The sequence below is a fragment of the Mucilaginibacter sp. genome, from assembly GCF_041660805.1.
GTDB lineage: Bacteria > Bacteroidota > Bacteroidia > Sphingobacteriales > Sphingobacteriaceae > Mucilaginibacter.
This window is the reverse complement of record NZ_JBAZVP010000026.1, coordinates 52,386-76,633: the sequence shown is the minus strand read 5'-3', so window position 1 is coordinate 76,633 and position 24,248 is coordinate 52,386. Positions and strand designations below refer to the sequence as shown.

Annotated in this window: 20 protein-coding genes; 9 read left to right on the top strand and 11 right to left on the bottom strand. The window is 42.8% G+C overall.

Translation table 11 applies throughout. The features are described 5' to 3' along the window. The 8 genes from WC743_RS22450 to WC743_RS22415 all read right to left on the bottom strand — a co-directional run. The coding region (locus WC743_RS22450) for a SusC/RagA family TonB-linked outer membrane protein (RefSeq protein WP_373015793.1) at window positions 1–3,416 on the bottom strand (3,416 nt) is incomplete at its 3' end. Window positions 3,417–3,426: 10 nt separating this feature from the next. Further along, on the bottom strand, window positions 3,427–4,389 hold the full coding sequence (locus WC743_RS22445; RefSeq protein ID WP_373015791.1) for a FecR family protein: 963 nt from the start codon (window positions 4,387–4,389) through the stop codon (window positions 3,427–3,429). Between the two features lie 223 nt (window positions 4,390–4,612). Further along, complete coding sequence (locus WC743_RS22440; RefSeq protein WP_373015789.1) at window positions 4,613–4,828, bottom strand: GDCCVxC domain-containing (seleno)protein; 216 nt, start codon at window positions 4,826–4,828, stop codon at window positions 4,613–4,615. Window positions 4,829–5,075: 247 nt separating this feature from the next. Then, entirely contained in the window at window positions 5,076–5,384 is a 309-nt protein-coding gene (locus WC743_RS22435) for a hypothetical protein (protein ID WP_373015787.1), read from the bottom strand. 61 nt (window positions 5,385–5,445) lie between these two features. After that, window positions 5,446–6,270, bottom strand: coding sequence for a lysophospholipid acyltransferase family protein (locus WC743_RS22430; RefSeq protein ID WP_373015786.1), 825 nt, complete (start codon window positions 6,268–6,270; stop codon window positions 5,446–5,448). A 45-nt stretch (window positions 6,271–6,315) separates the two neighbouring features. Continuing rightward, window positions 6,316–7,389 (bottom strand): metallophosphoesterase, encoded by a 1,074-nt coding sequence (locus WC743_RS22425; protein ID WP_373015784.1) that lies wholly within the window; start codon window positions 7,387–7,389, stop codon window positions 6,316–6,318. Further along, window positions 7,389–8,210 (bottom strand): universal stress protein, encoded by an 822-nt coding sequence (locus tag WC743_RS22420; RefSeq protein WP_373015782.1) that lies wholly within the window; start codon window positions 8,208–8,210, stop codon window positions 7,389–7,391. Before WC743_RS22420 ends, WC743_RS22425 begins: the two co-directional genes overlap by 1 nt. An 18-nt stretch (window positions 8,211–8,228) precedes the next feature. Then, complete coding sequence (locus WC743_RS22415; protein ID WP_373015780.1) at window positions 8,229–9,632, bottom strand: inorganic phosphate transporter; 1,404 nt, start codon at window positions 9,630–9,632, stop codon at window positions 8,229–8,231. 158 nt (window positions 9,633–9,790) lie between these two features. Between WC743_RS22415 and WC743_RS22410 the strand changes: the two genes are divergently transcribed. From WC743_RS22410 to WC743_RS22370, 9 genes are all read left to right on the top strand, one after another. Next, window positions 9,791–10,495: a porin family protein gene (locus WC743_RS22410; protein WP_373015778.1), complete on the top strand. Its 705-nt coding sequence runs from the start codon at window positions 9,791–9,793 to the stop codon at window positions 10,493–10,495. Window positions 10,496–10,597: 102 nt separating this feature from the next. Next, complete coding sequence (locus tag WC743_RS22405; RefSeq protein WP_373015776.1) at window positions 10,598–10,762, top strand: hypothetical protein; 165 nt, start codon at window positions 10,598–10,600, stop codon at window positions 10,760–10,762. A gap of 29 nt (window positions 10,763–10,791) precedes the next feature. Beyond that, on the top strand, window positions 10,792–11,973 hold the full coding sequence (locus tag WC743_RS22400; protein WP_373015774.1) for a glycosyltransferase family 4 protein: 1,182 nt from the start codon (window positions 10,792–10,794) through the stop codon (window positions 11,971–11,973). Window positions 11,974–12,110: 137 nt separating this feature from the next. Next, the gene (locus WC743_RS22395; RefSeq protein ID WP_373015772.1) at window positions 12,111–12,686 is read left to right on the top strand and encodes an RNA polymerase sigma factor; all 576 of its coding nucleotides are present in this window, start codon (window positions 12,111–12,113) and stop codon (window positions 12,684–12,686) included. Between the two features lie 271 nt (window positions 12,687–12,957). Further along, window positions 12,958–13,434 (top strand): group II truncated hemoglobin, encoded by a 477-nt coding sequence (locus WC743_RS22390; protein WP_373015770.1) that lies wholly within the window; start codon window positions 12,958–12,960, stop codon window positions 13,432–13,434. Then, the gene (locus tag WC743_RS22385) at window positions 13,431–14,831 is read left to right on the top strand and encodes a sensor histidine kinase (protein WP_373015768.1); all 1,401 of its coding nucleotides are present in this window, start codon (window positions 13,431–13,433) and stop codon (window positions 14,829–14,831) included. Before WC743_RS22390 ends, WC743_RS22385 begins: the two co-directional genes overlap by 4 nt. A 14-nt stretch (window positions 14,832–14,845) precedes the next feature. Continuing rightward, window positions 14,846–16,504: an FAD-dependent oxidoreductase gene (locus WC743_RS22380; protein ID WP_373015766.1), complete on the top strand. Its 1,659-nt coding sequence runs from the start codon at window positions 14,846–14,848 to the stop codon at window positions 16,502–16,504. A 338-nt stretch (window positions 16,505–16,842) separates the two neighbouring features. Next, window positions 16,843–19,308, top strand: a complete 2,466-nt coding sequence (locus WC743_RS22375; protein ID WP_373015764.1) for a glycoside hydrolase family 2 TIM barrel-domain containing protein — start codon at window positions 16,843–16,845, stop codon at window positions 19,306–19,308. A 4-nt stretch (window positions 19,309–19,312) separates the two neighbouring features. Beyond that, window positions 19,313–20,659: an alginate lyase family protein gene (locus tag WC743_RS22370; protein ID WP_373015762.1), complete on the top strand. Its 1,347-nt coding sequence runs from the start codon at window positions 19,313–19,315 to the stop codon at window positions 20,657–20,659. A gap of 316 nt (window positions 20,660–20,975) precedes the next feature. Here the strand turns inward: WC743_RS22370 and uxuA are convergent, their stop codons facing one another. The 3 genes from uxuA to WC743_RS22355 are packed head-to-tail and all read right to left on the bottom strand — an operon-like array spanning window position 20,976 to window position 24,182. Next, window positions 20,976–22,163, bottom strand: coding sequence for a mannonate dehydratase (gene uxuA / locus WC743_RS22365; protein ID WP_373015760.1), 1,188 nt, complete (start codon window positions 22,161–22,163; stop codon window positions 20,976–20,978). Between the two features lie 42 nt (window positions 22,164–22,205). Next, window positions 22,206–23,381, bottom strand: coding sequence for an alginate lyase family protein (locus tag WC743_RS22360; protein WP_373015758.1), 1,176 nt, complete (start codon window positions 23,379–23,381; stop codon window positions 22,206–22,208). Then, window positions 23,382–24,182, bottom strand: coding sequence for a hypothetical protein (locus WC743_RS22355; RefSeq protein WP_373015757.1), 801 nt, complete (start codon window positions 24,180–24,182; stop codon window positions 23,382–23,384). Window positions 24,183–24,248 lie beyond the last annotated feature (66 nt).

Genomic DNA, 24,248 nt, shown 5'->3' with positions numbered 1-24,248 from the left:
CCAAAGGTTCTGGTTGATGGAAACTGCCCCAGCTCAAAGCCGCGGGCTATTGTTGGTGTGCCCTGTGCATTTAGGGTTAACGATCCAAATTCAGGGTCAAAGCCCGGCCATTTGGTGATCATGAACAAGTCGCGGCCGTAAACACCTACCGTAACCCTTTGCAAGCCAAGCTTGCTTAGCACTTTGGGTGTTAAATTATAGTCGAGCCTTGCTTCGCGTAGTTTTATAAAATCGGTAGAGTAAGTTGCACCTTCAACGTTATCGCGCCCCAGGTGGGCATTATAATAGGTGTAAATATCCTGCGCTATCACATCATTAGGGCGATAAGTACCATCGGCATTTTTTATTACACCGTTACCAATAATACCGTTGTACCTGCCGGGCAAGGTATTTTTGCTTTTACCCTGCTCGCCCAGTATCGCGGCGGTAAGTGAGTAACCCACGGCACCGTATTGCGCATCAACCAAAAAGCTCATGCTAAATTGTTTATACCTGAACTGGTTGCCAATACTGGCCTTCCATTTAGGAATAGTGTTGCCAATGTAGATAGTGCTATCGGTAAGTTTAGGGTAGCCATTCTCATAAATGATCTGTCCGTTTGGTGCACGCTGATAGCCCAAACCGTATAAAGCGCCCATGCTTCCGCCAACTTTAGCTACTACTGCCCCCCTGTTTGCCGGGCCGGTTTGCAGGGTAAGGGGCAAGCTGTCTGTTAAGGCAACTACCTTGTTTGAGTTAGCCGAGAACGTTCCGTAAATACTCCAGTTAAAGCCGCCATTTGCTTTACTTTTTATCGGCGTTCCGTTCAACTGTATCTCAATTCCCCTGTTCTCTACATTACCGGCATTAATAACCGCCTCGTTATAACCCGATGCCGGGTCGAGGCCATTACGCAGGATCTGCGATTTGGTGTTGCTTTTATACAAGGCCACATCAATACCTAAGCGGTTGCCAAAGAAACGGACATCGGCACCAACCTCTGTACTTGTGGTACGCAGTGAGCGCAGATCAGGGTTGGTAACCAGCGTTGGGTTAACCAGGCCGCCCGGGAAAATATTGTTGGGGTTATAAGTGTACGATGTTAAGTATGGATCCTGACCGCCGCTGCCTACGCTGGCATATGAACCGCGTAACTTTGCATAAGATATAACCTTTGGCAGATCAAGGATCTCTGATACAATCGCGCTTAAGTTTACTGATGGATAAAAGAAGGATACATTACTGGTTGATGTAGCCGATGCCAAAACACCGTTCCAATCGTTACGGCCGGTAACATCCATAAACAGGTAATCTTTGTAGCTTACTGTTCCAATGCCATAAAAACTGTTAATTCGGTATTTGCTTTTATAAGGCAAAGCAACTAACACACCCGCCTTGTTGGCCAGTGTATAAACACCGGGATACAATAGGGAATCTGCCCTTAGTTCGTCCCTGTCATAACTGTTGCTGAGCATGCTGCCACCTCCGGATATGGAGGCTGTGAAATCCTTGTTTATTTTTTTGTTGTATCTTATCAGGAAGTCGTTGTTGATCTCCTGCGAGAAAATACTTTGGGTGCGGTACATACCTTTTCTAAACTTCTCGGTATCATAAGGGCGCTGCTGCGAACGCGACTCATATGATGTGGTTATGGCAGTCCGTACCATCAGGCTTAAATCTTTGGTGAAGTTATAGGTAGCCTGAATATTGCCCGTTAAATCATTCCGGGTTGATTTGTTGAGCATCTCATGTGTGATCAAATAAGGGTTATCTGGAAAACTGCTGAACGGATAGCTTTGAAGGATATTGGTTTTACCCGGCAGCCAGTAATCTTTTAACCAATCAAGGTTACCATTGGGCACCCAAAACATATTCCAGTACATCAGCGATTGGTTGTTGTACCCGGTTGATGGCAGGTTGTCGCTGTTTTTATTGGTGTAATTGATCCGTGTAGAGATCTGCAGTTTGTCCGTTACCTTTTGGTTGGCAGATAATGCAACTGTATTACGTTCATAACCGGTGTTAGGGATTATCCAGGTATTATTAACATTAGTTGCCGAAAAACGAACTGATGTTTTATCGGTACCACCATCTAAGGTGACGCTATTGGTATACGTTTTACCTGTTTCAAAGAAATTCTTTCGCGCATCGGGGTAAGCTACCCAGGGCGTACGGGTTGTACCGCCGGTATGTGTTACCGGGTCATATTGAAAATAGGATTGCCCATCAAACTTAGGCCCCCATGATGAACTGGTACTGCGTGTGCTTGCACCATCGGCAGTGTTACCAAATGAGTAATAACTTTCGCCTGATGCGCCCTGTCCATATTCATACTGGTAATCGGGCCAGCGTGATATCTGCTCAAAAGCGGTATTTGAGTTTAACGTAACCCCTATCCCCTTTTTTACCCGGCCGCTTTTAGTAGTAATAATAACCGCGCCATTAGCACCCCGCTGGCCATATAACGCGGCAGCACTTGGGCCTTTTAGTACGGTTATATCTTCAATATCTTCCGGGTTGATGTCATTTAGGCCGCTGCCAAAATCTACTGGCGATTCGCTGTCAAGGTAAGCGTTACTGCTGCTGCCCGTTCTGCGGCCACTGCCATGGTTTATCACCACACCATCAACTACAATTAAGGCGTCATTATCGCCGGTTAAATTACTTTCGCCACGTAAAATGATCTTGTTTGAACCCGCGGGGCCGCCATTTGAGCGAATAAGGTTAAGGCCGGCCACTTTACCTGATAATGCATCTGTCCAGTTATTAGATAATGCATCGGTAAGCTGCTCGCCCCGTAGTTTGGTAACGGCATAGCCCAGGGCTTTTTCGTCGCGCTTTATACCTAATGCGGTAACCACAACTTCATTAAGGGCATTCCTTGCTATCACCATTACAATTTTAGCACTGGTGGTGCTTTTGGTGTAAGTAGTGGTTTGGGGTTCAAACCCTATCATAGAAAATACCACGTTTGTACCCGTGTTAATGCGGATACTGAATTTTCCATCGGCCCCTGTAATACCCAGTAACTGCTTGTTGCTGCCGGTAATGGTAATACCCACTAATGGTTGGTTATCATCAGCAGAGTAAGCAATACCGCTAACAGATACTATATCAAGCTGTTTAATTACCAGGTTACCGCCAATATTTTTGACACTTACGCCGGCTTGCTGCTCAACCTGTTTCAGCAGGTTATCCAAACTAAGCGTTGTTGATGGTAAACTGATGGATTTAGTGGTGTTTAAACCGGCATCATAAGATACCTTATATTTATACACCGTTTGCAAACGATCAATTATGCCGGCCACTGTTATTTTAGTGTTATTAAAGGTAAGCTGGCTTGAATTGGTTTGAGCATTAGCCTTTAATACCAACAGGCACGTGACCAGGCAGTAAAGGCAGAACTTACTCACTTTAAGTAAAAATTTATAATACATAAGCGTTCAATTAATATAATAGAATAGTGTTTTCGTTTTTAAACTTGTAGTGGATGCCGGTTGCAAAGCGCAGTCCGTAAAGCAATTTGGCAATGCCGTAATCCTTCATTTCGCCGCTAAAACCCGGGTGCCCTTTGGCCGATGGGGCAACTTCAACCTGTATGTTGTAATAGCGTTGTATTTTTTGAGCTATCTCTGTAGCATTGCTGTTATTAAAATAGAGGGTGCCATTTTGCAAGCTTGATGCATCGGCTATATTTACGTGGGTTTTATATGCTTTGCGGCTGGTTAAAAAATAGTTAACCTGCTCGCCTGCTTTTAAGAAAAGTGTCGACTTGCCAGTTACAAAGCCCACTAACCCTGTGGCTACCTTAACTTCTTCATTCAGGCCCTTACGGGAATAAACATTAAAGGAAGTACCCAGTACGTTCACCTTTAGGTTATTGGCGGTATGGATGATGAAAGATTTTTTAGCATCGTGCTTAACATCAAAAAAGGCTTCGCCGCTTAAAGACAGCTCGCGTGCTTTTTGCCCGAATGTTCCGCTTACCTGCAGGGTTGAATTTGGCGCCAGGTATACTGTTGAACCGTCAGGTAATTGTATTTGCCTGCGTTCTTTAGTGGTTTTAATTACAACAACCTGATTTTTAACATCATCAGTATTTTTTAAGGTATACCACGTTATACAGCATGCTACCAAAACTGTTGCGGCAATACTTAGCAGGCGGAACACTTTTATTGTTTTAGTCTTTTCTTCTTCTTTCGGGCTTTCAAAAACCCTGTCAAGCAGTTTTACCCACTCGGTATGTACAACCTCATCCTTAACCGGCTGGTTAAGCTGTTTATGCTTTAGCTCGACCTGCTTTAGTATGATCTTATTTTCGGTTTTTTCGTTAATCCAGCTCTCAACCTCAGTATTCTCTGCGGCAGTGCTTTCGCCCCTAACGTACCGGATTAGCATTTCCCAGTTCATGGTGATATTTTTACATTAAGAGGCAGTTAAGCCTCTCTTTCACCAAAAGAAATTGTTAAGTATTTATAAATATTATGTTAACACCTGGAGGTGCAAATACCAAAGGCCGCTCATTGCTGAACGGCCTTTGGTTATATGAAATTTATCTTTAAAAAAATGTCAGATCTGTTTGGTCGGGAACATCATTCACTTACCCGCCCGCTTCTTCTTATCGTTGTTAATGTCATGAGCAACAGGATGTGCCCTGCTGGATAGGCGGGCATTTAACGGTGCCGTAACTACAAAAAACGCAGCAATCACCTGCTAACGGCTTTAAGTGGGTTTTGCAACTTTCACATTCATAAAAATACTGGCAGGCATCCGTTGGCATTTCTTCTTCCTTCCTGAAGCCGCAATCAGGACAGGTTATTACAGAGTTAAGCAGAATTGTTGTTGCCATTTTTAGTTGTTTTTTTTATAATAAAATAGTCTTTTAAAAAAAATAAAATTTGGATAAGACAAATCCAGCGTACCCTGCGCGGGGTTAAGCGGGGACAAAAAACAGGTAGCGGAAATTTCGTTTTTCTGATTAATTTCCCCCAAAGTATTCTTCAGAATATTGGCGCTATATATTGATATAAACCGCTAAAAAGTTGTGATTTTTAGTGTTTTTTAGAGGTAATCTGTACTATTTTGGCTTTAACGTATTACGAAGCTGTAATTAGCTCTGACTTTGTCGCTTTTGCCGGGGCGACTTTACTTACCGGAGCAGCAGGAGTTTCGGTCACAGTTTTTGCAGGTTCTGTAGCTTTTGGTGTTGCCGGCGGCGTAATTAATCTGATGATCCTTTTAGCTAATTTGTTGATGCTTTTTGCAAGCCTTTTCTCTGTTTTTTGTGTGTCTGCGCCCCATTTTGCAGCAGTTTCTTTTATGGCAGCAAGCAAGTTCTCTTCCAAATTATTTTTTAAGATCTTTTTTGCGCTTTTTTTTATTGCCTTAAGCTCTGATTTTTTCATGATGCCTGGTTTAAAGTGCAAAGATAGGTTAACAAAACATTAATTGCATGTTATATTTATGTTAAGTGATTAAATTAGAGGCAATAAGGTGTTTAAGCGCATAGGTTTCTTCCCTTATAAGAGTAAGCATATTATTGGAATTATCATACGAACAGGGGGTAGAGGTGTATATGGGTTTACCAATACTAACCCGTAATGTCATTCCTTTTTTATTAAAAAGTTCTGCAGGCAGCATTGCTGTTTGCAATGCCGGATGTATATAACGCAGCAAACTGAACCCAATACCATTATTCCCGTGAAAATAAACCGGTAGTACAGGCACGCCCGCTTTGGCAATTAGCTTACCTACTACCGGGTGCCATTCCCTATCGGCTATTTTTTTTGTTTTAAAATCAAACGCGGAAACCTCTCCTGCCGGGAATATAGCTACGGGTGTACCTGTACGTAATTTGCAAAGGGTGGTTTTTAACCCGCTGATACTGGAAGTGTCTTTAATAGTTTCAAAGGGGTTTACGGCGATAATATAGTTTGCCAGGTTAGGCACCCGTTTTAATAGAAAATTACCCATAAACAGGGTATCTGGCCTGCGCGAAACTAATAAATTAAGTAAAGCCAGCGACTCAATTGCACCATAAGGGTGATTAGCAACAACAATAAAAGCACCCAATTGCGGAATATTATCCAGGTCTGCTGCATCAATTTCAAGTGTGATACCTAAAAAGTCAAGCACATATTTTGTAAAGGCAACGCCCTCTAAAGTGCCCGCCTGCGTCATCATATTATTAAAAGCATCTATTTTCATCAGCTTCATTAGGAGTGAAGCTAATTTGGGAAATTTACCGGTGCCTGTAGCCTTTATTACATCACTTTTACTGATTACCACCATTTGGCAAAAATACGTTTGCGATGTAAAGTTATCCGCTCATTACCGTTAACCTTTGTGCAGTATAAAGGAATCTGATAGAAGTGCCTTGTTTGTTATAGGGTTAACAGAATAGTATTCACCGGTAAGGCTCAGGAGGTTGTTTTCTTTTGTTACAGTGATCTTTAAAAACCCATGCCGGTCATCACAATAGTTTTCAAGTTTCACATCGGCAAACAATGGTGAATATGCCGTAAAGCGTTCATCTTCAATGGCTGCAATACTATGCAACTCATCAAACCCGCCTGCGCCGGCAACAATATAGGGTGTGCTTGTACCATCGGCATAAGCCTTACTAAATCTTTGATAATTGTGCACATGTCCGCTAAAAACAATATCCGGCCGTATGCCTGTTTCTGTGTATGCACCGTTTAAAAAACTTATCATGTACAAGCTGGAACCGTGGTTAATATCAGCCGAATAAGGTGCATGGTGTACGCAAACTATCAGCATTTTATCAGGATCCGCGGCTTTTAATTCGGCTATAAACCACTCCCTTTGCTCCGTAGTAATTACACCATATTTGGGCACATTGCTGTGCAAGCCTATAATTGTGGCAAGTGGCGTTTCAAGCGTCCAATATATATTGGGTTGCGGCATACTTTTTCGGCGGCTGTTGCCACTAAAAGTTATTGTATGCGGAGAAGTGTCACAAAATACTTTTGTAAAAGCATCCAGGCTATTATAAGGCGGGGTATCTGGATTTACGTCGCTATCGTGGTTGCCGGCAATAGCAAATATTGGCCCCGGATAATTTTCATACGGCTTAAAGAACTGGGAATCATACTGTAACGCTTCGCCATAGTGGTATACCAGGTCGCCCAGGTGATATAAGAAATTCGGGGCATTAGCTGTTAAATACTGGGCGGCCATCTCATCAATAACACCTTTTTGTGATTCGGGCCTGCGGACAGAGCCGGTGTCACCCGCCATATGAAATATCAATTGATCTGCAGAGGTATCGGGTATAATATTGCTTAACGCCAGGTGATAAGGGTATTTACCTGTTGGAGACGGCAGCGGCTTGAATTTGTAATTATCATCCGGCTGATCTTTTTTGATCACTGGCGTAGTATATTTCATTACTCGTGCAATACTAATATAGCTTTAACAGACCTGTTCATTACCTGGTTTACTGTACTGCGGTTAAATAGCCGATATATTATATTATGATGGTGCTTTACCAGGCAAAGAATATCTGTTTGATTTTGTTCGATAAAGCTCATAATGCCTGCCAGCGGGCTGCTATCGTTAATATTATTAAACTGAAGCTCGGTATGTTTGATCAGTTTTTTCAGCTTCGCTTCGCCGGCTTCAATATGTTTGGCATCAGCGTCGCCATCAACATATAAAACATGCATTTGCTTTAAACCAAAAGCTTTTACCATTTCATTCAAAGCAGTTACATCATCTGCAGATAAACGGGTTTCATAATCAGTGGCCAAAGCAATTGAAGGTACGCTTGGAAACTTACTTTCAAGCGGAATAATCAAGGTGGGGATCTTTACACTGCTTACCATCATACTGGCATTGCTGCCCACTATACCGGTAATGCCTGTAGCGCCCGTTATACCCATAACCAATAACTCAACCGGATGGTTTTTAATGTGCTTTGTTATAACGCTTTTAAGATAACCTACATCACAAAGTGTAGTTACTTTAATATGTTTATAAGCTTCTTTATTAGTATATACTTCGGCCCACTCCTTTAGCGCCTCCCTTTTATTATTATAATAATCCTCAATAAATATGGCGTTGTAAGTACTGTTATTTATCCCTTCGGTTGGGTGTATAGCATGAATGGCGCATACCTCCAGCTTTAGTAAAACAGCAAGCGCCATTGCATATTCCATAGCATTAGAGGCACTGGGAGAAAAATCTGTAGCAACCAGTATTTGTTTCATTATAAAGGAATAAGGTACTTAAATAAACAAATGAAATAGCATGAATAACAATATAGCTAAAATAATGGCAACCGGCAAGGTAAGTATCCAGGCTATTGCAATGTTTTTAAGTGTATTGTTATTAAGGTTGTTTTTACCGCCCGATGCAACCATTGCCCCGGCAATACCGCTTGAAAGTACATGCGTAGTACTAACCGGCAAACCAAATGCGGTGCTTAGCCCTATGGTTGATGCTGCAACAATTTCGGCACTTGCGCCCTGGGCATAGTTAAGATGCTCATTGCCAATTTTTTCGCCAATGGTAACCACAATGCGTTTCCAGCCTATCATGGTACCTATACCGAGGGATATAGATATAACCGCGATGACCCAAACAGGTGCAAAGTCGGTCACTTTACTCAGTTTTTCTGATTCTGAATGTAAGGTATGCCGGTCTGCGTCAGATAAGGTTGTGATTTTACTTTTAGTAATGCCATCAATTTCTTTTTTGATGATTTGTATCTGCCTGCGAAATTTAAAAGCGTTTTGGGCTTTGCCTGATAACTGGTTTTTGGCTTCGCGGATTGCCGCATCTAAACCTGCAAGCTCTTTATTTTGTGATGGATTGTTATGCTGTATAACCAATTCGGTTTGGTTAAGGGCGGCCAGTATCTTATCATCACCTACAGAATGATCTATTGCAAATTTAGCAGGAAGAAAAGCGATCAGTATCAGCATTAACAAACCAACACCCTTTTGCCCGTCATTACTGCCATGAAAAAAGCTAACCAGCGTACAAGTTGTGATCAGTAATGCCCGGATAAGTAAAGGCGGCCTGTCATTATCGCCGAGTGGAATATGAAACAAGGCAGTTGATTTAAGTACATGTATTAAGAAATACATTAACAATGCAGCTGCTCCAAAACCAAGTATTGGAGACAGGATGAGCGAAAGGCCAATCTCTTCGGCTTTTTCCCAGTTAACACCACTGCCGCCATAGTACCATGTAAAGGCCAAACCGGCTCCTATCATAGCGCCAATTAATGTATGCGAACTGGAGCAGGGAATGCCGAGGTACCATGTACCCAAATTCCAGATGATGGAAGCCAGCAGAATGGCCAGCACCATGCATGCGCCAACCTGCACCGGTAACACCATTAACTCATTTAGCGGAACTAATTTTAATATGCCCATTGCTACGGTAATACCGCCCATAGCAACACCTAAAAAGTTCCAAAAACCCGACCATGGAATTGCATAAACCGGTTTTAGCGCATTGGTGTAAATAACTGTTGCAACCGCGTTTGCTGTATCATGAAAGCCGTTTACAAACTCAAAACCAACAACAGCCAGCAGGCATATCAAAAAAACGATGAGCAATCCGCCACTTAGCTGTATTTCGCCAATAAATGGGAGTGTTATGAAATTTAAAAACAGCTGCATATTTACTAAGCATGGTAAACCTCAAATTACAGCATTAAACATTTGCTGAACCCATATTTAATGTTAACAAATTATTACTTAATTATTTAGTATATAAAAGTGTTTGCCTGATTGTTACATTATTATATCATTTCCCGTATCCCAGTAAAACCTTATTTATGAAACTTAAACCAACCTTATTTATCTTTTTAATTATTGCCTGCTTCAAGGTATCAGCACAAACAAGGGCTATACAATTTGGTATTAAAGGCAGTATAAACGCTGTAACGTTATCCAGAACCTTGGAGCAAGATTTCCTTGTAAGCAATCCTGAAAAAGCATTGACTGGCTTTTCGGCAGGTGTATTCGCCAGTTTTAATATGGATCGTTTTGCATTGCAGCCGGGTGTCTTTTTTACTGCCAGAGGTGGTAAAACAACAGAAGGTATCGTACTGGGCGATATTGCATTTAGGGCTTATGGAAACTGGCGATTATATTACATACAGGTCCCCGTAAACTTAGTGTACCATATTCCTGTAAAAACCGGTTCATTTTATTTAGGTGCAGGCCCATACATTGCAAGAGGCCTAAAAGGCAAGTTCACACCTCAAACATTAGATAATAATTCGATTGACGAATCTGATCAGAACGACTTCAATATAAAAGCACAGTTCGGTAATGATAATAACAGCAATTTCAAATCATTTGATTATGGCGTTAACGGTATTGCAGGGTTTCAGTTTAACAATGGCATACTGGTAAATGCAGGTTATGATTTGGGCTTATCTAATATACAGACTAATAACATACTACTTAATCCTACTTTCTACAATAGTACTAAAAATAGAAGTTTCAATATTTCGATAGGTTATATGTTTAAGTAATCAGTCGGTTTGTAAACTTTAGTGTTATTGATCTGATAATATTACAATAACATTTCTGTCATGCTAAGAGCGTAGCTTTGTATAAATCAAATAATTAGTATCATGGAAATGGGATATAACACACTTGATTTAGCAATGCTTATGATAGTAGCATTCGTAATATTTATGGCATCGCGCGTACCGGTAAAAGATGCCCCGGCTAAAAAATTTGGTTTAAGATCAAAGATGAAACAAAAAAATCATCGCAATTCTTATTCGCTTAAATAAACCTGCGCTTAATTATTGAAAGTACAGGAGTGAGGAAAATAAAGGTTGCGTTCTTCGCCGAAATATTGACGGAAGATTTAGATGGCGCTGTGCGTACCATGTATCAACTCATTAAACGGATTGATCCCGCTAAATTTGATTTTTTGTTTATTTATGGCAATGGGCCATCTAAAATAGCAGGCTTTAAAAGCTTGCGGATACCATCCATCAGACTACCAATTAATAAAAACTATACCGTCGCATTGCCCGGCCTGGCCCGCACCCGGTTAAATGATTCGCTAAATAAATTTTCGCCGGATGTAGTTCACATTGCTACGCCGTCTCTTTTGGGTTATTTTGGCTTAAACTATGCTGTTAAAAACAGCCTGCCTGTTATCACAATTTACCATACCCACTTTATATCGTATGTTGATTATTACTTAAAATATGCCCCTTTCCTTATTAAAAAGGCAAAACAGATCTTAGCTAAAAATCATAGCTGGTTTTATAACCAATGTAATATGGTGTATGTACCATCTGAAAGTATAAAGGAAGAATTATGCCATATTGATGTACAGCCGGTAAAAATGAAGATCTGGAAAAGAGGGATAGACACCGCTTTGTTTTCTCCGGATAAAAGAAATTTAAAGTTGATGCAGCAAATAACCGGCAATAAAAACCCTGTTATATTATTTGCAAGCCGCCTGGTTTGGGAAAAGAACCTGGAAACCCTTTTTGGTATTTATGATAATTTACAAGCCAGCCAAACCGCGGTAAATTTTTTAATTGTTGGCGATGGCAGCGCCCGCCGGGCATGTGAGGCAAGAATGAAGAACGCCATTTTTACGGGGAAGGCAGATCATACCTACTTATCTGTTTTATATGCATCAGCAGACATTTTTTTATTCCCATCCGTATCTGAAACTTATGGGAACGTTGTTTTAGAAGCTATGGCATCTGGCCTGCCATGTATTATTGCAGATGGCGGTGGATCAAAAGATTTTATCCAGCAAGGCTTTAACGGGTTTAAATGCGAGCCATATAATATTGCTGATTATATTGAAAAAATAAAGCTAACACTTTCAAATAAAGTACTTTATAAACAATTTTCGGCAGAAGGATTAATTTGCAGCAAGCAACTAAACTGGGAGCAGCTTGCCCGGGTATATTTTGAAGATATAAGCCATTTGGCAGAGTCACTAATTGAAGATTGCCCCGCAACCCCGGCATAGCCAATGTAATAATCCAATGTAATAATAAGGTTCTGTAGCCGATCTATTTGCTTTCCATATTTGAGCCATAAATTTAACACAAACTTAATCATGGTAATTTTTACCAAAATGCAAAGCTCATTAACTTTGCACCGTTTATGGAAGTAGCGTCTACTACACCTTTTTTTGATCTGCAGCAGTTCGAAGATGTTTTTAAAGAGCATTATCCGGCGCTGTTCCGCTATGTAAAATCTATTGTAAGGGATGAGGATCAGTCAAAAGATATACTGTCAGACCTCTTTCTAAACCTTTGGCTCCAAAAGGATAAACTCCAGATAAATAATATCAAATCTTATTTGTTCCGGTCGGCTCGTAATGGCGCCTTAAAGTTGCTGAATGTGCAGTCGGCGAGCTCATTAACCGAAGAAAACTGGGACATTTCAGAAGATGCATTTAATCCGCTTGAAAGGATTGTTGCTAAAGAATCAATAAGGATTGTTGAGGAGTTAATGAACAAACTGCCAACCACCCGGAAAGAAATTATTCATTTGCGCTTGTGTGGATTAAAAAATCATGAGATTGCTAAAACGCTGGATATTTCTGAAAAGAAAGTAGAATACAATATGCGCGAAGCCATTGAGCAGCTAAGCTATTACATGCACAACAGCAATTACGATAAAGCAACCATAGCCGGGGGATTAATGCTGGTTAACATTATCTTCACATTAATTTAATTAAACTACAGCATGTTGCGTAACGATGGCGCGCTAAACGTTTAATTATTATTTTCTATAAAGCTTTGCACCTAACGGAGCGGGTTGTATTTATTTCTGTTAGTTTGTCATGCTAAACGTAGTGAAGCATTTTATTAAACATCATACACCCACATTTTTAAACCAAACAACCTCCTCAACTTCACGCTTTAATACTCAACCTTGCCTTTCTTCGTTATCCGCTTTAAAAAAAAGCTAAAACATAATTGCTATTTGCATAATTTTATGGACTATGAAAAACGTACCAACCTTATACCAATGGGCGGGCGGTAAAGAGGCACTGGAAAAACTTACCAAACTTTTTTACGAAAAAGTTTTACAGGATAATTTGTTGTATCCGGTGTTTAAAAACATGTCGGCAGAGCATACCAAACACGTTGCACATTTTATAGCAGAGGTTTTTGGCGGGCCCGAACTATACACGCAGGGCGATGACGGCAGCCACGCCAAAATGATAAAACATCATATTGGCAAATTACTTACCGAAGAACAACGCAAGCGATGGATACAGCTTTTGCTTGAAAGTGCCGATGAACTGCAACTGGCATCCGACCCGGAATTCCGGTCGGCGTTGGTGGCTTACCTGGAGTGGGGCAGCCGTATAGCTGTCATCAACTCTAACTTAACTGATAACCCTATAGCACCTGATGCGCCTATGCCCAAATGGGGATGGGGCGTACCTGGCGGACCATATAACCCTGAGCAATGAAGAACGTAACCTTAGAAGAATTAAAAGCGATACCAACACTGCAAACCGTACCGGATGATCAGTTGCAATGGTTTTTAGATGCCGGCGATACTATTGAGATACAGGAAGGCGAACGGATTTTTGAAAAAGGCGATCCGATAGATAAAACCTACGTTTTAATAGAGGGCCGCATTAGGATCTGCGCCATGCAGGGCGGTAAAATGCGCGAGATACTTGTTATAAAAGAGCAAACCGTTACCGGCTACCTGCCGTTTAGCCGGGCAGTAAGTACATTTGGCTATGCCGAATGTGTTAAAAAAGCGCGCGTGTTACGTGTTTATAAAGACAAAATCCAGGAAGCCATTAAACTGCATTATGAGCTGACCGAAGCCATGGTACACTCCATGACCAGCCGCATAAGAGATTTCACGTCACTGCAGCAGCAAAACGAAAAAATGTTTGCATTGGGTAAGCTTTCGGCGGGGTTAGCGCATGAACTGAACAACCCGGCTTCGGCTATATCACGCGGGGCATCGTCATTACAGGGGCAAATAAAGCGGATGCCTTTAATGTTTAAACAGATTGCCTCACTTAATATTGCCCCCGAAAAAATTGACAGCATAAACGAATTACTGATCAACAAAACCCGCCAAACCGACAGGCCGGTGTTAAGCATGATGGACCGTGCTGATCAGGAGGATGCGCTTGCCGACTGGCTGGCAGATCACGAGATAAAGGATTTTGATATTGCCGAAAACTTTACTGAATTTGATTTTGGCCCAGCCGATCTTGATCATCTGTACAGCTGCACGCCATCACCGCAGTTAAACGTGGTACTTTCATGGATGAATAATTACCTGCTTGCCGAAAAGATGGTGTCAGACATTAAAGAATCTTCGTACCGTATCTCAGAACTGGTAAACTCGGTAAAAACCTTTACCCATATGGATAGGGATACAGATAAGCAACTGCTGGATATTCATGCGGGTATCCGCAATACGCTTACCATGCTTAATTATAAAGTTAAAAAGGGTAACATACAGGTAGTTGAGAATTTTGACCTGGGCCTGCCTCAAATAAAAGCCTTAGCCGGTGAGCTTAACCAGGTATGGACCAATATTATTGACAATGCCATTGACGCTATGGAAGTAAACGGCAGCGGAATATTGGAGATCCGTACCCAGCAAGACAGGCATTTTATATGCGTATATATTAAAGATAACGGCCCCGGTATACCGGAGGAGATGCAATCGCAGGTGTTTGATCCGTTTTTTACTACCAAGGATATGGGCAAGGGAACAGGCTTGGGCCTTGATGTGGTTACCCGCATTGTTCGCCAGCATAATGGTACGGTAAAGTTTACCTCCGTACCCGGCAATACCGAGTTTACTGTTTGTTTCCCAATGAATGACAATTAAAATTTAAAGAAAAAATGAGCTTACCTATCATATTTGTTATTGACGACGACCAGCAGGTGTTGCGCGCAATAAGCCGCGATCTTAAAAATCATTACCGCGAAGATTACCGCATCCTGAGCACATCATCAGCAAAGGAAGCTTTAGATAGCTTACTGGATTTGAAGAACAAGGGCGAAGTGGTGGCCTTATTCCTGTCAGACCAGCGCATGCCCGAAATGGAAGGGGTTGACTTTTTATGCAAAACCACACCCTTTTTTCCAAATGCTAAACGGGTATTGTTAACCGCTTATGCCGATACGGATGCCGCTATTAAGGCCATCAACGAGGTAAAGCTTGATTACTATTTAACAAAACCCTGGGACCCGCCCGAGGAAAAGCTATACCCTATCCTAACCGATCTGCTGGAAGACTGGCAGGGCCATTACCGCCCTGATTTTAGAGGGATAAAGGTGATAGGTTATCAATACTCGCCAAAATCGCACGATATAAAAGAATTTCTATCGGGCTATTTGGTTCCTTATTTATGGATGGATGCCAATACCGACGAGGCCAAACAAGCTATTAAAATTAATAACCTTGAAGCAAAGGACCTGCCAGCCATAATATTTGCTGACGGAAGTTTGCTAAAAACACCCGCTGTTAGAGACATAGCCACTAAAATTGGCCTCAGCCAATCGGCCAAGAGCGATCTTTACGATGTGGTTATTATTGGTGCAGGTCCGGCTGGGCTGGCTGCTTCCGTTTATGGCTCATCCGAAGGGTTAAAAACTTTATTGATTGAAAGAAAAACACCTGGCGGGCAGGCCGGTACCAGTTCACGTATTGAAAATTATCTTGGTTTCCCGGCAGGTTTAAGCGGGGCCGATCTAACCCGCAGGGCTATTACCCAGTCGGCACGTTTTGGAACAGATTTTTTGTCGCCGCAGGCAGTAAAAGAAATCCGCCTGCAGGATAATTATAAAAAACTGATCCTTGATGATGGTACCGAAGTCATAGCAAAATCGATTGTTATAACCACCGGGGTAGATTATCGTCAGCTACTAACCCCCGGCATTGATAAATTTACCGGCGCTGGCATTTACTACGGTGCCGCCATGACGGAAGCTGCCTCATGTAAAGACAAGCATGTATTTGTTGTAGGTGGGGGTAACTCTGCCGGGCAGGCTGCCATGTATCTGTCTAAATTTGCTAAAGAGATTTTCATACTCATCCGTAAGGAAAGCCTGGCCGATACCATGTCATCATACCTGATAGACCAGATAGGCGGCGTAAGCAACATTACCCTAATGCCATGCAGCGAGATAACCGAAGCTAAAGGCGATACCAACCTGCAGCAGCTCGCTATCAAAAACCTGAACACCAATGAAGTTACAACGGTTGATGCAGATGCACTTTATATATTTATTGGTGCCAAACCCTATACCGACTGGCTATGTAAAAACATCATTACCAATGGCAAGGGATTTATTGAAACCGGACGCGACTTAAACCAGTGTACGGATTTTGATAAAATATGGAAATCGGATCGCGACCCTTACTTGCTGGAAACCAGTTGCCCCGGCATATTTGCCGCCGGCGATGTTAGGGCGGGTGCCATGAACCGGGTAGCATCTGCCGTAGGCGAAGGCTCAATGGCCATTAGCTTTGTACATAAATATTTAAACGAAGTGTAGTATTGATATTGCTTTATGGTTACCGAAAACGATTTCGTAACTAAATAGCGTAAAAGGTTATATATCAATACCTGATAAAAGTATTTTTGGTAAGTGCATATCATCAGCATGTATGATTGCCCTGTTATAAACCTAACTACTGAAAATTTACTGATTTAATATTATAACCGGTAGCTGAACCTTACTTGTTATAGTGCGTATAACCTTTGAACACTAAAAACACCTTATTGCAAATAGTTCGTTAAAATTGGTTTAAGATAAATTACCAGATCTTGCATAAAGCAAGGCTGGTAATTTTGTTTATAGCCAAACCCTACCTTTATAAGCTACACACCTAAATGAAAAGATCAATACTTTACCTGTTCCTATTTTTATCGTTCGTATGCCAGCAAGGCATCGCGCAGCAAAAGATCCGCTTAACCAGCAAATGGGATTTTTTAAAGCAGGATATCGGCGGTATTTGGGAAGCCGTTAGGCCTGTAACCCCGGGTAATCCCGAAAGTTTACCCATATGGACCAGCGTTACCCTACCCCACTGCTTTAATTCGCGCGATGCGGTAGACCCTGATGTAAATTACTACCAGGGGCCGGGCTGGTACCGTACTACGCTAAACATTGAAAATCCTTACGCAAACGGCCGTACCCTGCTCCACTTTGAAGGCGCGGGGCAAAAAACCGATGTATATATTTACACCACCAAAGTAGCTTCGCATTTAGGAGGCTATGATGAATGGACTGCCGATATTACCCAGGCGGTTGAAGATTTTAAGAAAACACCCGCTTTTAAAAAACAGTTTAAAGGCAAAGTCCCTGTTGAGATAAGATGTGATAACTCCCGCGACCTGGAAACCATCCCATCGCAGCTGTCGGATTTTAATGTATATGGCGGCCTTTACCGTTACGTGAACCTGGTTTACCAGCCTGCATTAAGCATTGATAAATTGTATGCCAATGCCAGCGTTGATGAGAACCTAAAAACAGCTTTTCTTGATCCTAAACTTAGTTTTTATAACCCTACCCAATTAAAAAGTGCTGCCGGCGAGGTAAAAGTTAAAGATGCCACAGGCAAAGTTGTAGCAAAAGGAGTTTATAAATTAGATGATGTTGCCACCGGCGATACCTATTCTATCGGCAAGTTAAAATTTAGCAAGCCGCATGTATGGTCGCCGGCCAACCCTTATTTGTACACCATTGAGGTTACCTGTACCAACAATGGTCAAACTTTCACCCAAACCGAAAAGGTGGGCTTCCGCAGCTTTTTGTTTGCCGATAAGGGGCCGTTCTATTTAAATGGCAAGCGCCTGTTCTTACAAGGCACCCATCGCCATGAAGACCATGCCGGTGTTGCCGCAGCCATGACAGATACCATGATGCACACCGAAATGCAGATGATGAAAGATATGGGCGTGAACTTTATCCGCCTGGGTCATTACCAGCAATCGCGTATTATTTTAAACCTGTGCGATAGCCTGGGCATTATTGTTTGGGAAGAAGAGCCCTGGTGCCGTGGCGGCTTGGGCGGAGATGGCTATAAAACGCAGGCCCGCAACATGCTCACCAACATGATTCAGCAGCATTATAACCACCCGTCAATTATATTATGGGGCTTAGGTAATGAGAACGACTGGGAAGGCGATTTCCCGGAGTTTGATAAAGCTAAAATAAGAGCATTCATGACCGAGCAGAACAATCTGGCGCATAAGCTTGATCCCTCGCGCAAGACAACCATAAGGCGTTGCGATTTTTGTAAGGACATTGTGGATGTTTATTCGCCTTCCATTTGGCCGGGCTGGTACCGTGGGGTGTATACCGAATATAAAAAATCGGTAGAGGATGAGCAGCAAAAAGTACCGCACATGTTCCACGCCGAGTGGGGCGGCGATAGCCACGCGGGCAGGCACGCTGAAAACCCCGACAAGGTTTTACAAAACATAAAAACAGGCATTGGTGTTGATGAACGCCTTGGCGATGCATCATTAGTAGGCGGCAATGCACGTGCATCAAAAGATGGCGATTGGAGTGAAAGCTATATCATTACCCTGTTCGACTGGTACTTGAAGGAGCAGGAAACCATTGCCAATTTTACGGGTTCGGCGTTCTGGGTTTTTAAGGATTTCTCAACTCCTATCCGCCCGGATAACCCCGTGCCTTACATGAACCAAAAGGGTGTTGTAGCAAGGGACTTTACCAAAAAGGAATCGTACTATGTTTTCCAATCTTATTGGAGCAAAAACCTGATGGCCCACATCTATGGGCATACCTGGCCTATTCGTTGGGGTGATGAGGGCGAGCAGAAAATGGTGAAGGTTTTCTCAAATGCCGATGAAGCCGAACTGTTTGTGAACGGCAAAAGCTACGGCGTAAAAAAACGCGACAGTCAGGATTTCCCTGCGGCCGGCTTGCGCTGGATGGTGGTTTTTAATAAAGGCAAAAACGACATAAAGGTTATTGCCCGCAAAGGCAAAGCAACCGTTACCGACCAGATAACCCAGGAATATCAAACCGAAAAATGGGGCAAACCCGCTAAAATGGAGCTAACCAAAGTAGCAGATGCCAACGGAACGGCAACTGTACAGGTTGTGCTGCGCGATAGCAAAGGCATACAATGTTTAGATGCCATTAACTGGGTAAACTTCTCGCTTAGCGGCGATGGTATTTTGCTGGACGACCTGGGCACTCCGAATGGATCTCGCAAAGTACAGGCTTATAATGGCAGGGCGCTCATTAGCCTAAAAACTAATAAAGGCAGCAGCACAGTTGCTGTACAATCACCGGGAATGGAAACTGTATTTTTAAAGCTGTAACAGCATGAGGAAGATCCTGATGCTACTGACTGTTGTATCTTTGTTTGGCTTTAAAACCATACATGCCGGGGAAGTATTACAAGAAAGGGCTCGCGCGATTCCTTCCTTGGGGAAGGAGGAGGTAGGGGTAAACAGGCGATCACTTTTAAAACGTACAAACCCCTCCCTGCCATTGCACAAGGCAAACGCACCCCTCCCCGGGGAGGGAATTTATAAACCGCGGAATGAATTCAGTTTTAAAGCGGAGCCACCTGTTAAGCAGCAGGTAGCCGCAACTTTACGTCCATATATTTTAAAGGAAGCAGCATGGGCATTAACCCAGCAACCGATAACCGTTACCGCCGAAAGCTGCCCGCGAAGTGCAGGCGGTAAACATGATTTTTATTCGGAGGGAGATTACTGGTGGCCCAACCCCGCCAATCCGGAAGGGCCTTATATTCAAAAGGATGGCCTTACTAATCCGCAAAATTTTGTGGCGCACAGGCAGGCCATGATCCGCTTTAGCCGGATAATTGGGGCACTGGCATCGGCGTACCAGATCACTCATGACAAAAAATATGTGAAGCATGCCCTACTACATTTAAAAGCCTGGTTCATTGATCCCGAAACACTAATGAACCCTAACCTGCTGTATGCCCAGGCTATAAAAGGCGTGGCAACCGGGCGCGGAATAGGCATTATAGATACCATTCAATTAATGGAAGTGATACAGGGGTTGGAAAGTATGCAGGCTTCTCCCCTTGTTGATAAACCAACGCTGCAAGGCATTAAAAACTGGGTTAGTGCATATTTAACATGGCTTACCACCCATCAGTATGGTAATGATGAGATGAATGCCAAAAACAACCATGGTACATGCTGGGTAATGCAGGTGGCCTGTTTTGCCAAATTTACCGGCAACAAGCAACTGCTTGATTTTTGCACTAATCGTTATAAAGAAGTTTTGCTGCCTACTCAAATGGCTGCCGATGGCAGTTTCCCACTAGAACTGAAACGCACCAAGCCTTATGGATATTCTATTTTTAATTTAGATGCTATGGCTACCATATGTCAAACATTAAGTACTGCCGAAAATAACCTGTGGAACTACGAAACTACCGATGGCAAATCAATAAAAAAAGGGATAACATTTTTGTATCCTTACTTAAAAGATAAAAGCAAATGGCCCTACCCCCATGATGTAATGCATTATGAAAGCTGGCCCGTAGCACAACCCTCATTGGTGTTTGGTGCTGCAGCCTATCAGGACCAGCAATGGCTATCGGCATGGAAAACATTGGAACACGCCCCTGCGGATGAAGAGATCATCAGGAACCTGCCTGTAAGGCACCCGCTAATCTGGCTCAATTAAATCGACTTCCTTACCGGCTGATTCACCTCGCGGCACTTCGTGTGCACGCCCCTCTTCACCTGTGGTCAATGTCATTATTTAAGGAAAGTAATATACTCCGTTAAGAGTAAAAGCTTTGCAGGAAATATAAATAGCGCTTTTAGCGTACCGTAGGTACGCAACGTAAGATTCCGTACCTACGGCACGGATCGGATAATTTCGATTTTATTCTACAAAGCTTTAACCCCTCTGGGGTTGAGACACCTTAAATAATGACATTACGCCTGCCGTGGAAAAAGGGTTAAGAAACGGAAAAAACTCTTGTCCCGAAGCGGCTCTAAAGTATCGACCGGCTAATACCCATCTCCAGTCCGCGCAGTTCTGCAAGGCCACGCAAACGGCCAATTGCCGAGTAACCCGGATTGGTTTTTTTATGCAGGTCATCCAGCATCTGGTGCCCATGATCTGGCCGCATTGGGATGTTTACACCGCGGCTTTGCATTGCCAGTACAACTTCTTTTACAACGCCGTACATATCTACATCGCCCTCTAAGTGGTTGTCTTCGTAAAAGTCGCCCAGTTCATTACGGCGGGTGCTGCGCAGGTGGAGAAAGTTAATACGGTCTGCAAACTGCTTTACCATTGCAGGCAAATCATTATCTGCCCTCACACCAAAAGAACCTGTGCAAAAGCATAACCCGTTATTAACCGAAGGCACGGCATCAACCAGCGCCTGTATATCGGTGGCGGTACTTACTACACGCGGTAAACCTAAAATATCATACGGCGGGTCATCCGGGTGGATCACCATATTAACGCCCAATTCATCGGCAACAGGTATTATTTCCTGCAAAAACGCTATTAAATTAGCCCGGAGCCGCACTGCATCAATACCTTCATAAGTATCTAACGCCTGCTGGAACTGCTCTATGGTAAAACTTTCTTCGCTGCCCGGCAAACCGGCTATAATGTTGCGTTGCAATAATAATTTATCCGCATCGGTCATGGCATCGAAGCGACTCTTCGCCAGCGCAATTTGCTCATTGGTATAGTCTTTCTCCGCACCCTTGCGCTTCAATATATACAAGTCGAACACTATAAAAGCAGCCTTTTCAAACAACAGTGCTTTAGAGCCGTCGGCTACTTCATAAGCAAGATCGGTACGGGTCCAGTCCAGCACGGGCATAAAGTTATAGGTAACTATTTTAATGCCGCAGGCTGCCAGGTTACGCAGACTGATCTTATAATTCTCTAAATGTTGCTTATAATTCCCCGTTTGGGTTTTGATAGATTCGTTAACGGGCAGGCTTTCTACCACGTTCCAAACCATACCTGCTTGGCTCACCATATCCTGACGCTTTTTTACTTCGGCCACTTCCCAAACTTCCCCGTTAGGGATATGATGCAGTGCCGATACAATGCCTGTGCAACCCGCCTGGCGAATATCTGCCAAACTAACCGGGTCATTAGGGCCATACCAGCGCATTGTTTGTATCATATTGTAAACGGGAAGCTTATTATTCATAGCAGAGAATTAAAATCGGTTTAAAAATAAGTATAAAAGTGTTTAATGCAACAAGCCGGGGCATTGCTTTACCATATCGCCTGTAAATTTGTATTGGTCTTTTGATAGGTCAACAATGGCGTTAAAATCATTGTAGCCAATTTTTTCTATCTGCTCGTAAGTCCACTCCTGTTGTTTTAAGGCGAAAGGCATTAGCCAGTTAATACATTTTTGAATGCCCTTACCGCTTTTGGTTTGGTATTGCCAAAGGTCGATATTTTGTTTTTTAGCCAAAACTGCCAACCGGCACCAGGCTAATAAGTTCATGTTGCTGTACCCCCATGATTTGGTACGGGCCAGTTCTAAAGGCTGCTTTCCGTCGGCGGTAAATTGAACCTCCATCCGGGGTGTGGTTTGTTTTTGGAGGATGCTTTTTGCAAGCGCATCGTCGCCCAAATACATCGCGAAATCAATTACCTGCAGATCATAGATGGTTCCGTGATTATTTTTCTCCTTACTTTCGGCCACGCCATTTTTATTGGTTTGCAGCCAGGTAAGGTAATCTTTAAACCACTTTTTAATACCATTGTTCACATCGGCATTTAAGCTTTTGCTCCCTTGTAAAAAAGCCATTGCATCGGGTATGTTAATGAGTCCGGCAGTTTCTATTATACCAATCCCCCGGCCATCGTTTATACCGGGAATGTATTGGGCATAGTTAAGGTTAGGGTTCATTTTGGTATCGGCATCTAAAAAGAAAACCTTTAGCATAGTAACCGCTTTTTGCGCATATGCTTCGGTGCCTGTAAAGTAATAAGCAGCACCTAACTTGCGTACCTCGTCTTCAATGCGGCCTATCTGGTCGCGGTCATGCAGCAGGTATTTCTCCGGGTTAATACGGCCATCCCTGCGGATGTAGGGCTTGCCATCTGCCTTGGTTGTATCAGGCCACCAGTAAGGCGCAAGGCTCATATAGTCGTGCTTATTGCCGGTTGGTGGTAGTTTTTCCTTTTTAAAGGTTATCGAGCAGTTCTCTGCTTTCAGCAAAGTATCGGCTTGCTTCAACAGCGCTTTAACCTGTTTGGTAATGCAGTCATCGCCGGCTTTATACTGTTGTTTATATGCCGCAAGCGTGTTGCCGTTAAGCAGTATAAAATTATCGGCAGGTTTAACTTGCGCCGGGCATGTAGCAGCGTATATCAAAGCCGCAGTTACCAGTAAGCTATATTTTTTAAACATTTAGCGCTGTTGTTTTTTTGAACGGACTTGCTGCAACAGCCAAACGGTTAGGTCATTAGCGGCCTTGTCATTGTCAAAGTCGGCAGGCAGGCGGCCATTTACGTACTCGTTATATAACCATGGGTCGCCTACGGCAAATACGGTTCCCTTGCCATACTTAGTAACTACGGTTATAGCCGTACCAGTCTTGGCCTTCAAAATTGGCGTTACATTTTTACCCTGGTAGCTAATACCGCATACATCTTTCAGGAAAAGTTTTTTCGCGGTTTTAAATATTGGGTTATCGCCGGGAGCAATCGCGCCATCATCAAAATGTTTGTCATCTATCACGTGGTTTTGCATATCGTTATTAAAATGCAAACCAAATTGCTGGGCCAAATCATTAAAATGGTTCAGCTCTACATTGGCGCTATCGTTAGCCATCAGCACTAAAACACCACCTTTTTTTACCCAGTCGGCAATCTGCTCCACATCCTTCTTTTCAATAAAATTCGGGGTTGGGCTTTCCTTTTTACTATCAGGGTCTACAATAATATAAATGTCGGATTTTGCTAAATTCTGCACGGTTGGCGCTTTATCTAACGTATCCAGCTTAGCGCCGTTCTTTGTAAAAATATCGCCCCAAATATAAAAGCCGGTATTGGCTTTTTCTTCCCACATATAATGAAAGCGCTGCACTGCACCTGAGTTTGTTTTGCGCACTTCGTGATTAAAATAATAATCGAGCGTAACGGTTTGGGCCGAAGCGGCAGATGCGCATAACAGCATAAGTAGGCTACAAATAAAATATTTGTTTATCATTTGGGTTGATGTTAAAATCATATGCAGGGTTTATAATTGAATACCTTTTGCGTCATCTGCACAATT

Bases quoted from the DNA above. Each gene is read 5' to 3' on its own strand.
- WC743_RS22445 (WP_373015791.1), bottom strand. From the start codon at position 4,389: ATGAACTGGGAAATGCTAATCCGGTACGTTAGGGGCGAAAGCACTGCC.
- WC743_RS22440 (WP_373015789.1), bottom strand. From the start codon at position 4,828: ATGGCAACAACAATTCTGCTTAACTCTGTAATAACCTGTCCTGATTGC.
- WC743_RS22435 (WP_373015787.1), bottom strand. From the start codon at position 5,384: ATGAAAAAATCAGAGCTTAAGGCAATAAAAAAAAGCGCAAAAAAGATC.
- WC743_RS22430 (WP_373015786.1), bottom strand. From the start codon at position 6,270: ATGGTGGTAATCAGTAAAAGTGATGTAATAAAGGCTACAGGCACCGGT.
- WC743_RS22425 (WP_373015784.1), bottom strand. From the start codon at position 7,389: ATGAAATATACTACGCCAGTGATCAAAAAAGATCAGCCGGATGATAAT.
- WC743_RS22420 (WP_373015782.1), bottom strand. From the start codon at position 8,210: ATGAAACAAATACTGGTTGCTACAGATTTTTCTCCCAGTGCCTCTAAT.
- WC743_RS22415 (WP_373015780.1), bottom strand. From the start codon at position 9,632: ATGCAGCTGTTTTTAAATTTCATAACACTCCCATTTATTGGCGAAATA.
- WC743_RS22410 (WP_373015778.1), top strand. From the start codon at position 9,791: ATGAAACTTAAACCAACCTTATTTATCTTTTTAATTATTGCCTGCTTC.
- WC743_RS22405 (WP_373015776.1), top strand. From the start codon at position 10,598: ATGGAAATGGGATATAACACACTTGATTTAGCAATGCTTATGATAGTA.
- WC743_RS22395 (WP_373015772.1), top strand. From the start codon at position 12,111: ATGGAAGTAGCGTCTACTACACCTTTTTTTGATCTGCAGCAGTTCGAA.
- WC743_RS22390 (WP_373015770.1), top strand. From the start codon at position 12,958: ATGAAAAACGTACCAACCTTATACCAATGGGCGGGCGGTAAAGAGGCA.
- WC743_RS22385 (WP_373015768.1), top strand. From the start codon at position 13,431: ATGAAGAACGTAACCTTAGAAGAATTAAAAGCGATACCAACACTGCAA.
- WC743_RS22380 (WP_373015766.1), top strand. From the start codon at position 14,846: ATGAGCTTACCTATCATATTTGTTATTGACGACGACCAGCAGGTGTTG.
- WC743_RS22375 (WP_373015764.1), top strand. From the start codon at position 16,843: ATGAAAAGATCAATACTTTACCTGTTCCTATTTTTATCGTTCGTATGC.
- WC743_RS22370 (WP_373015762.1), top strand. From the start codon at position 19,313: ATGAGGAAGATCCTGATGCTACTGACTGTTGTATCTTTGTTTGGCTTT.
- uxuA (WP_373015760.1), bottom strand. From the start codon at position 22,163: ATGAATAATAAGCTTCCCGTTTACAATATGATACAAACAATGCGCTGG.
- WC743_RS22360 (WP_373015758.1), bottom strand. From the start codon at position 23,381: ATGTTTAAAAAATATAGCTTACTGGTAACTGCGGCTTTGATATACGCT.
- WC743_RS22355 (WP_373015757.1), bottom strand. From the start codon at position 24,182: ATGATAAACAAATATTTTATTTGTAGCCTACTTATGCTGTTATGCGCA.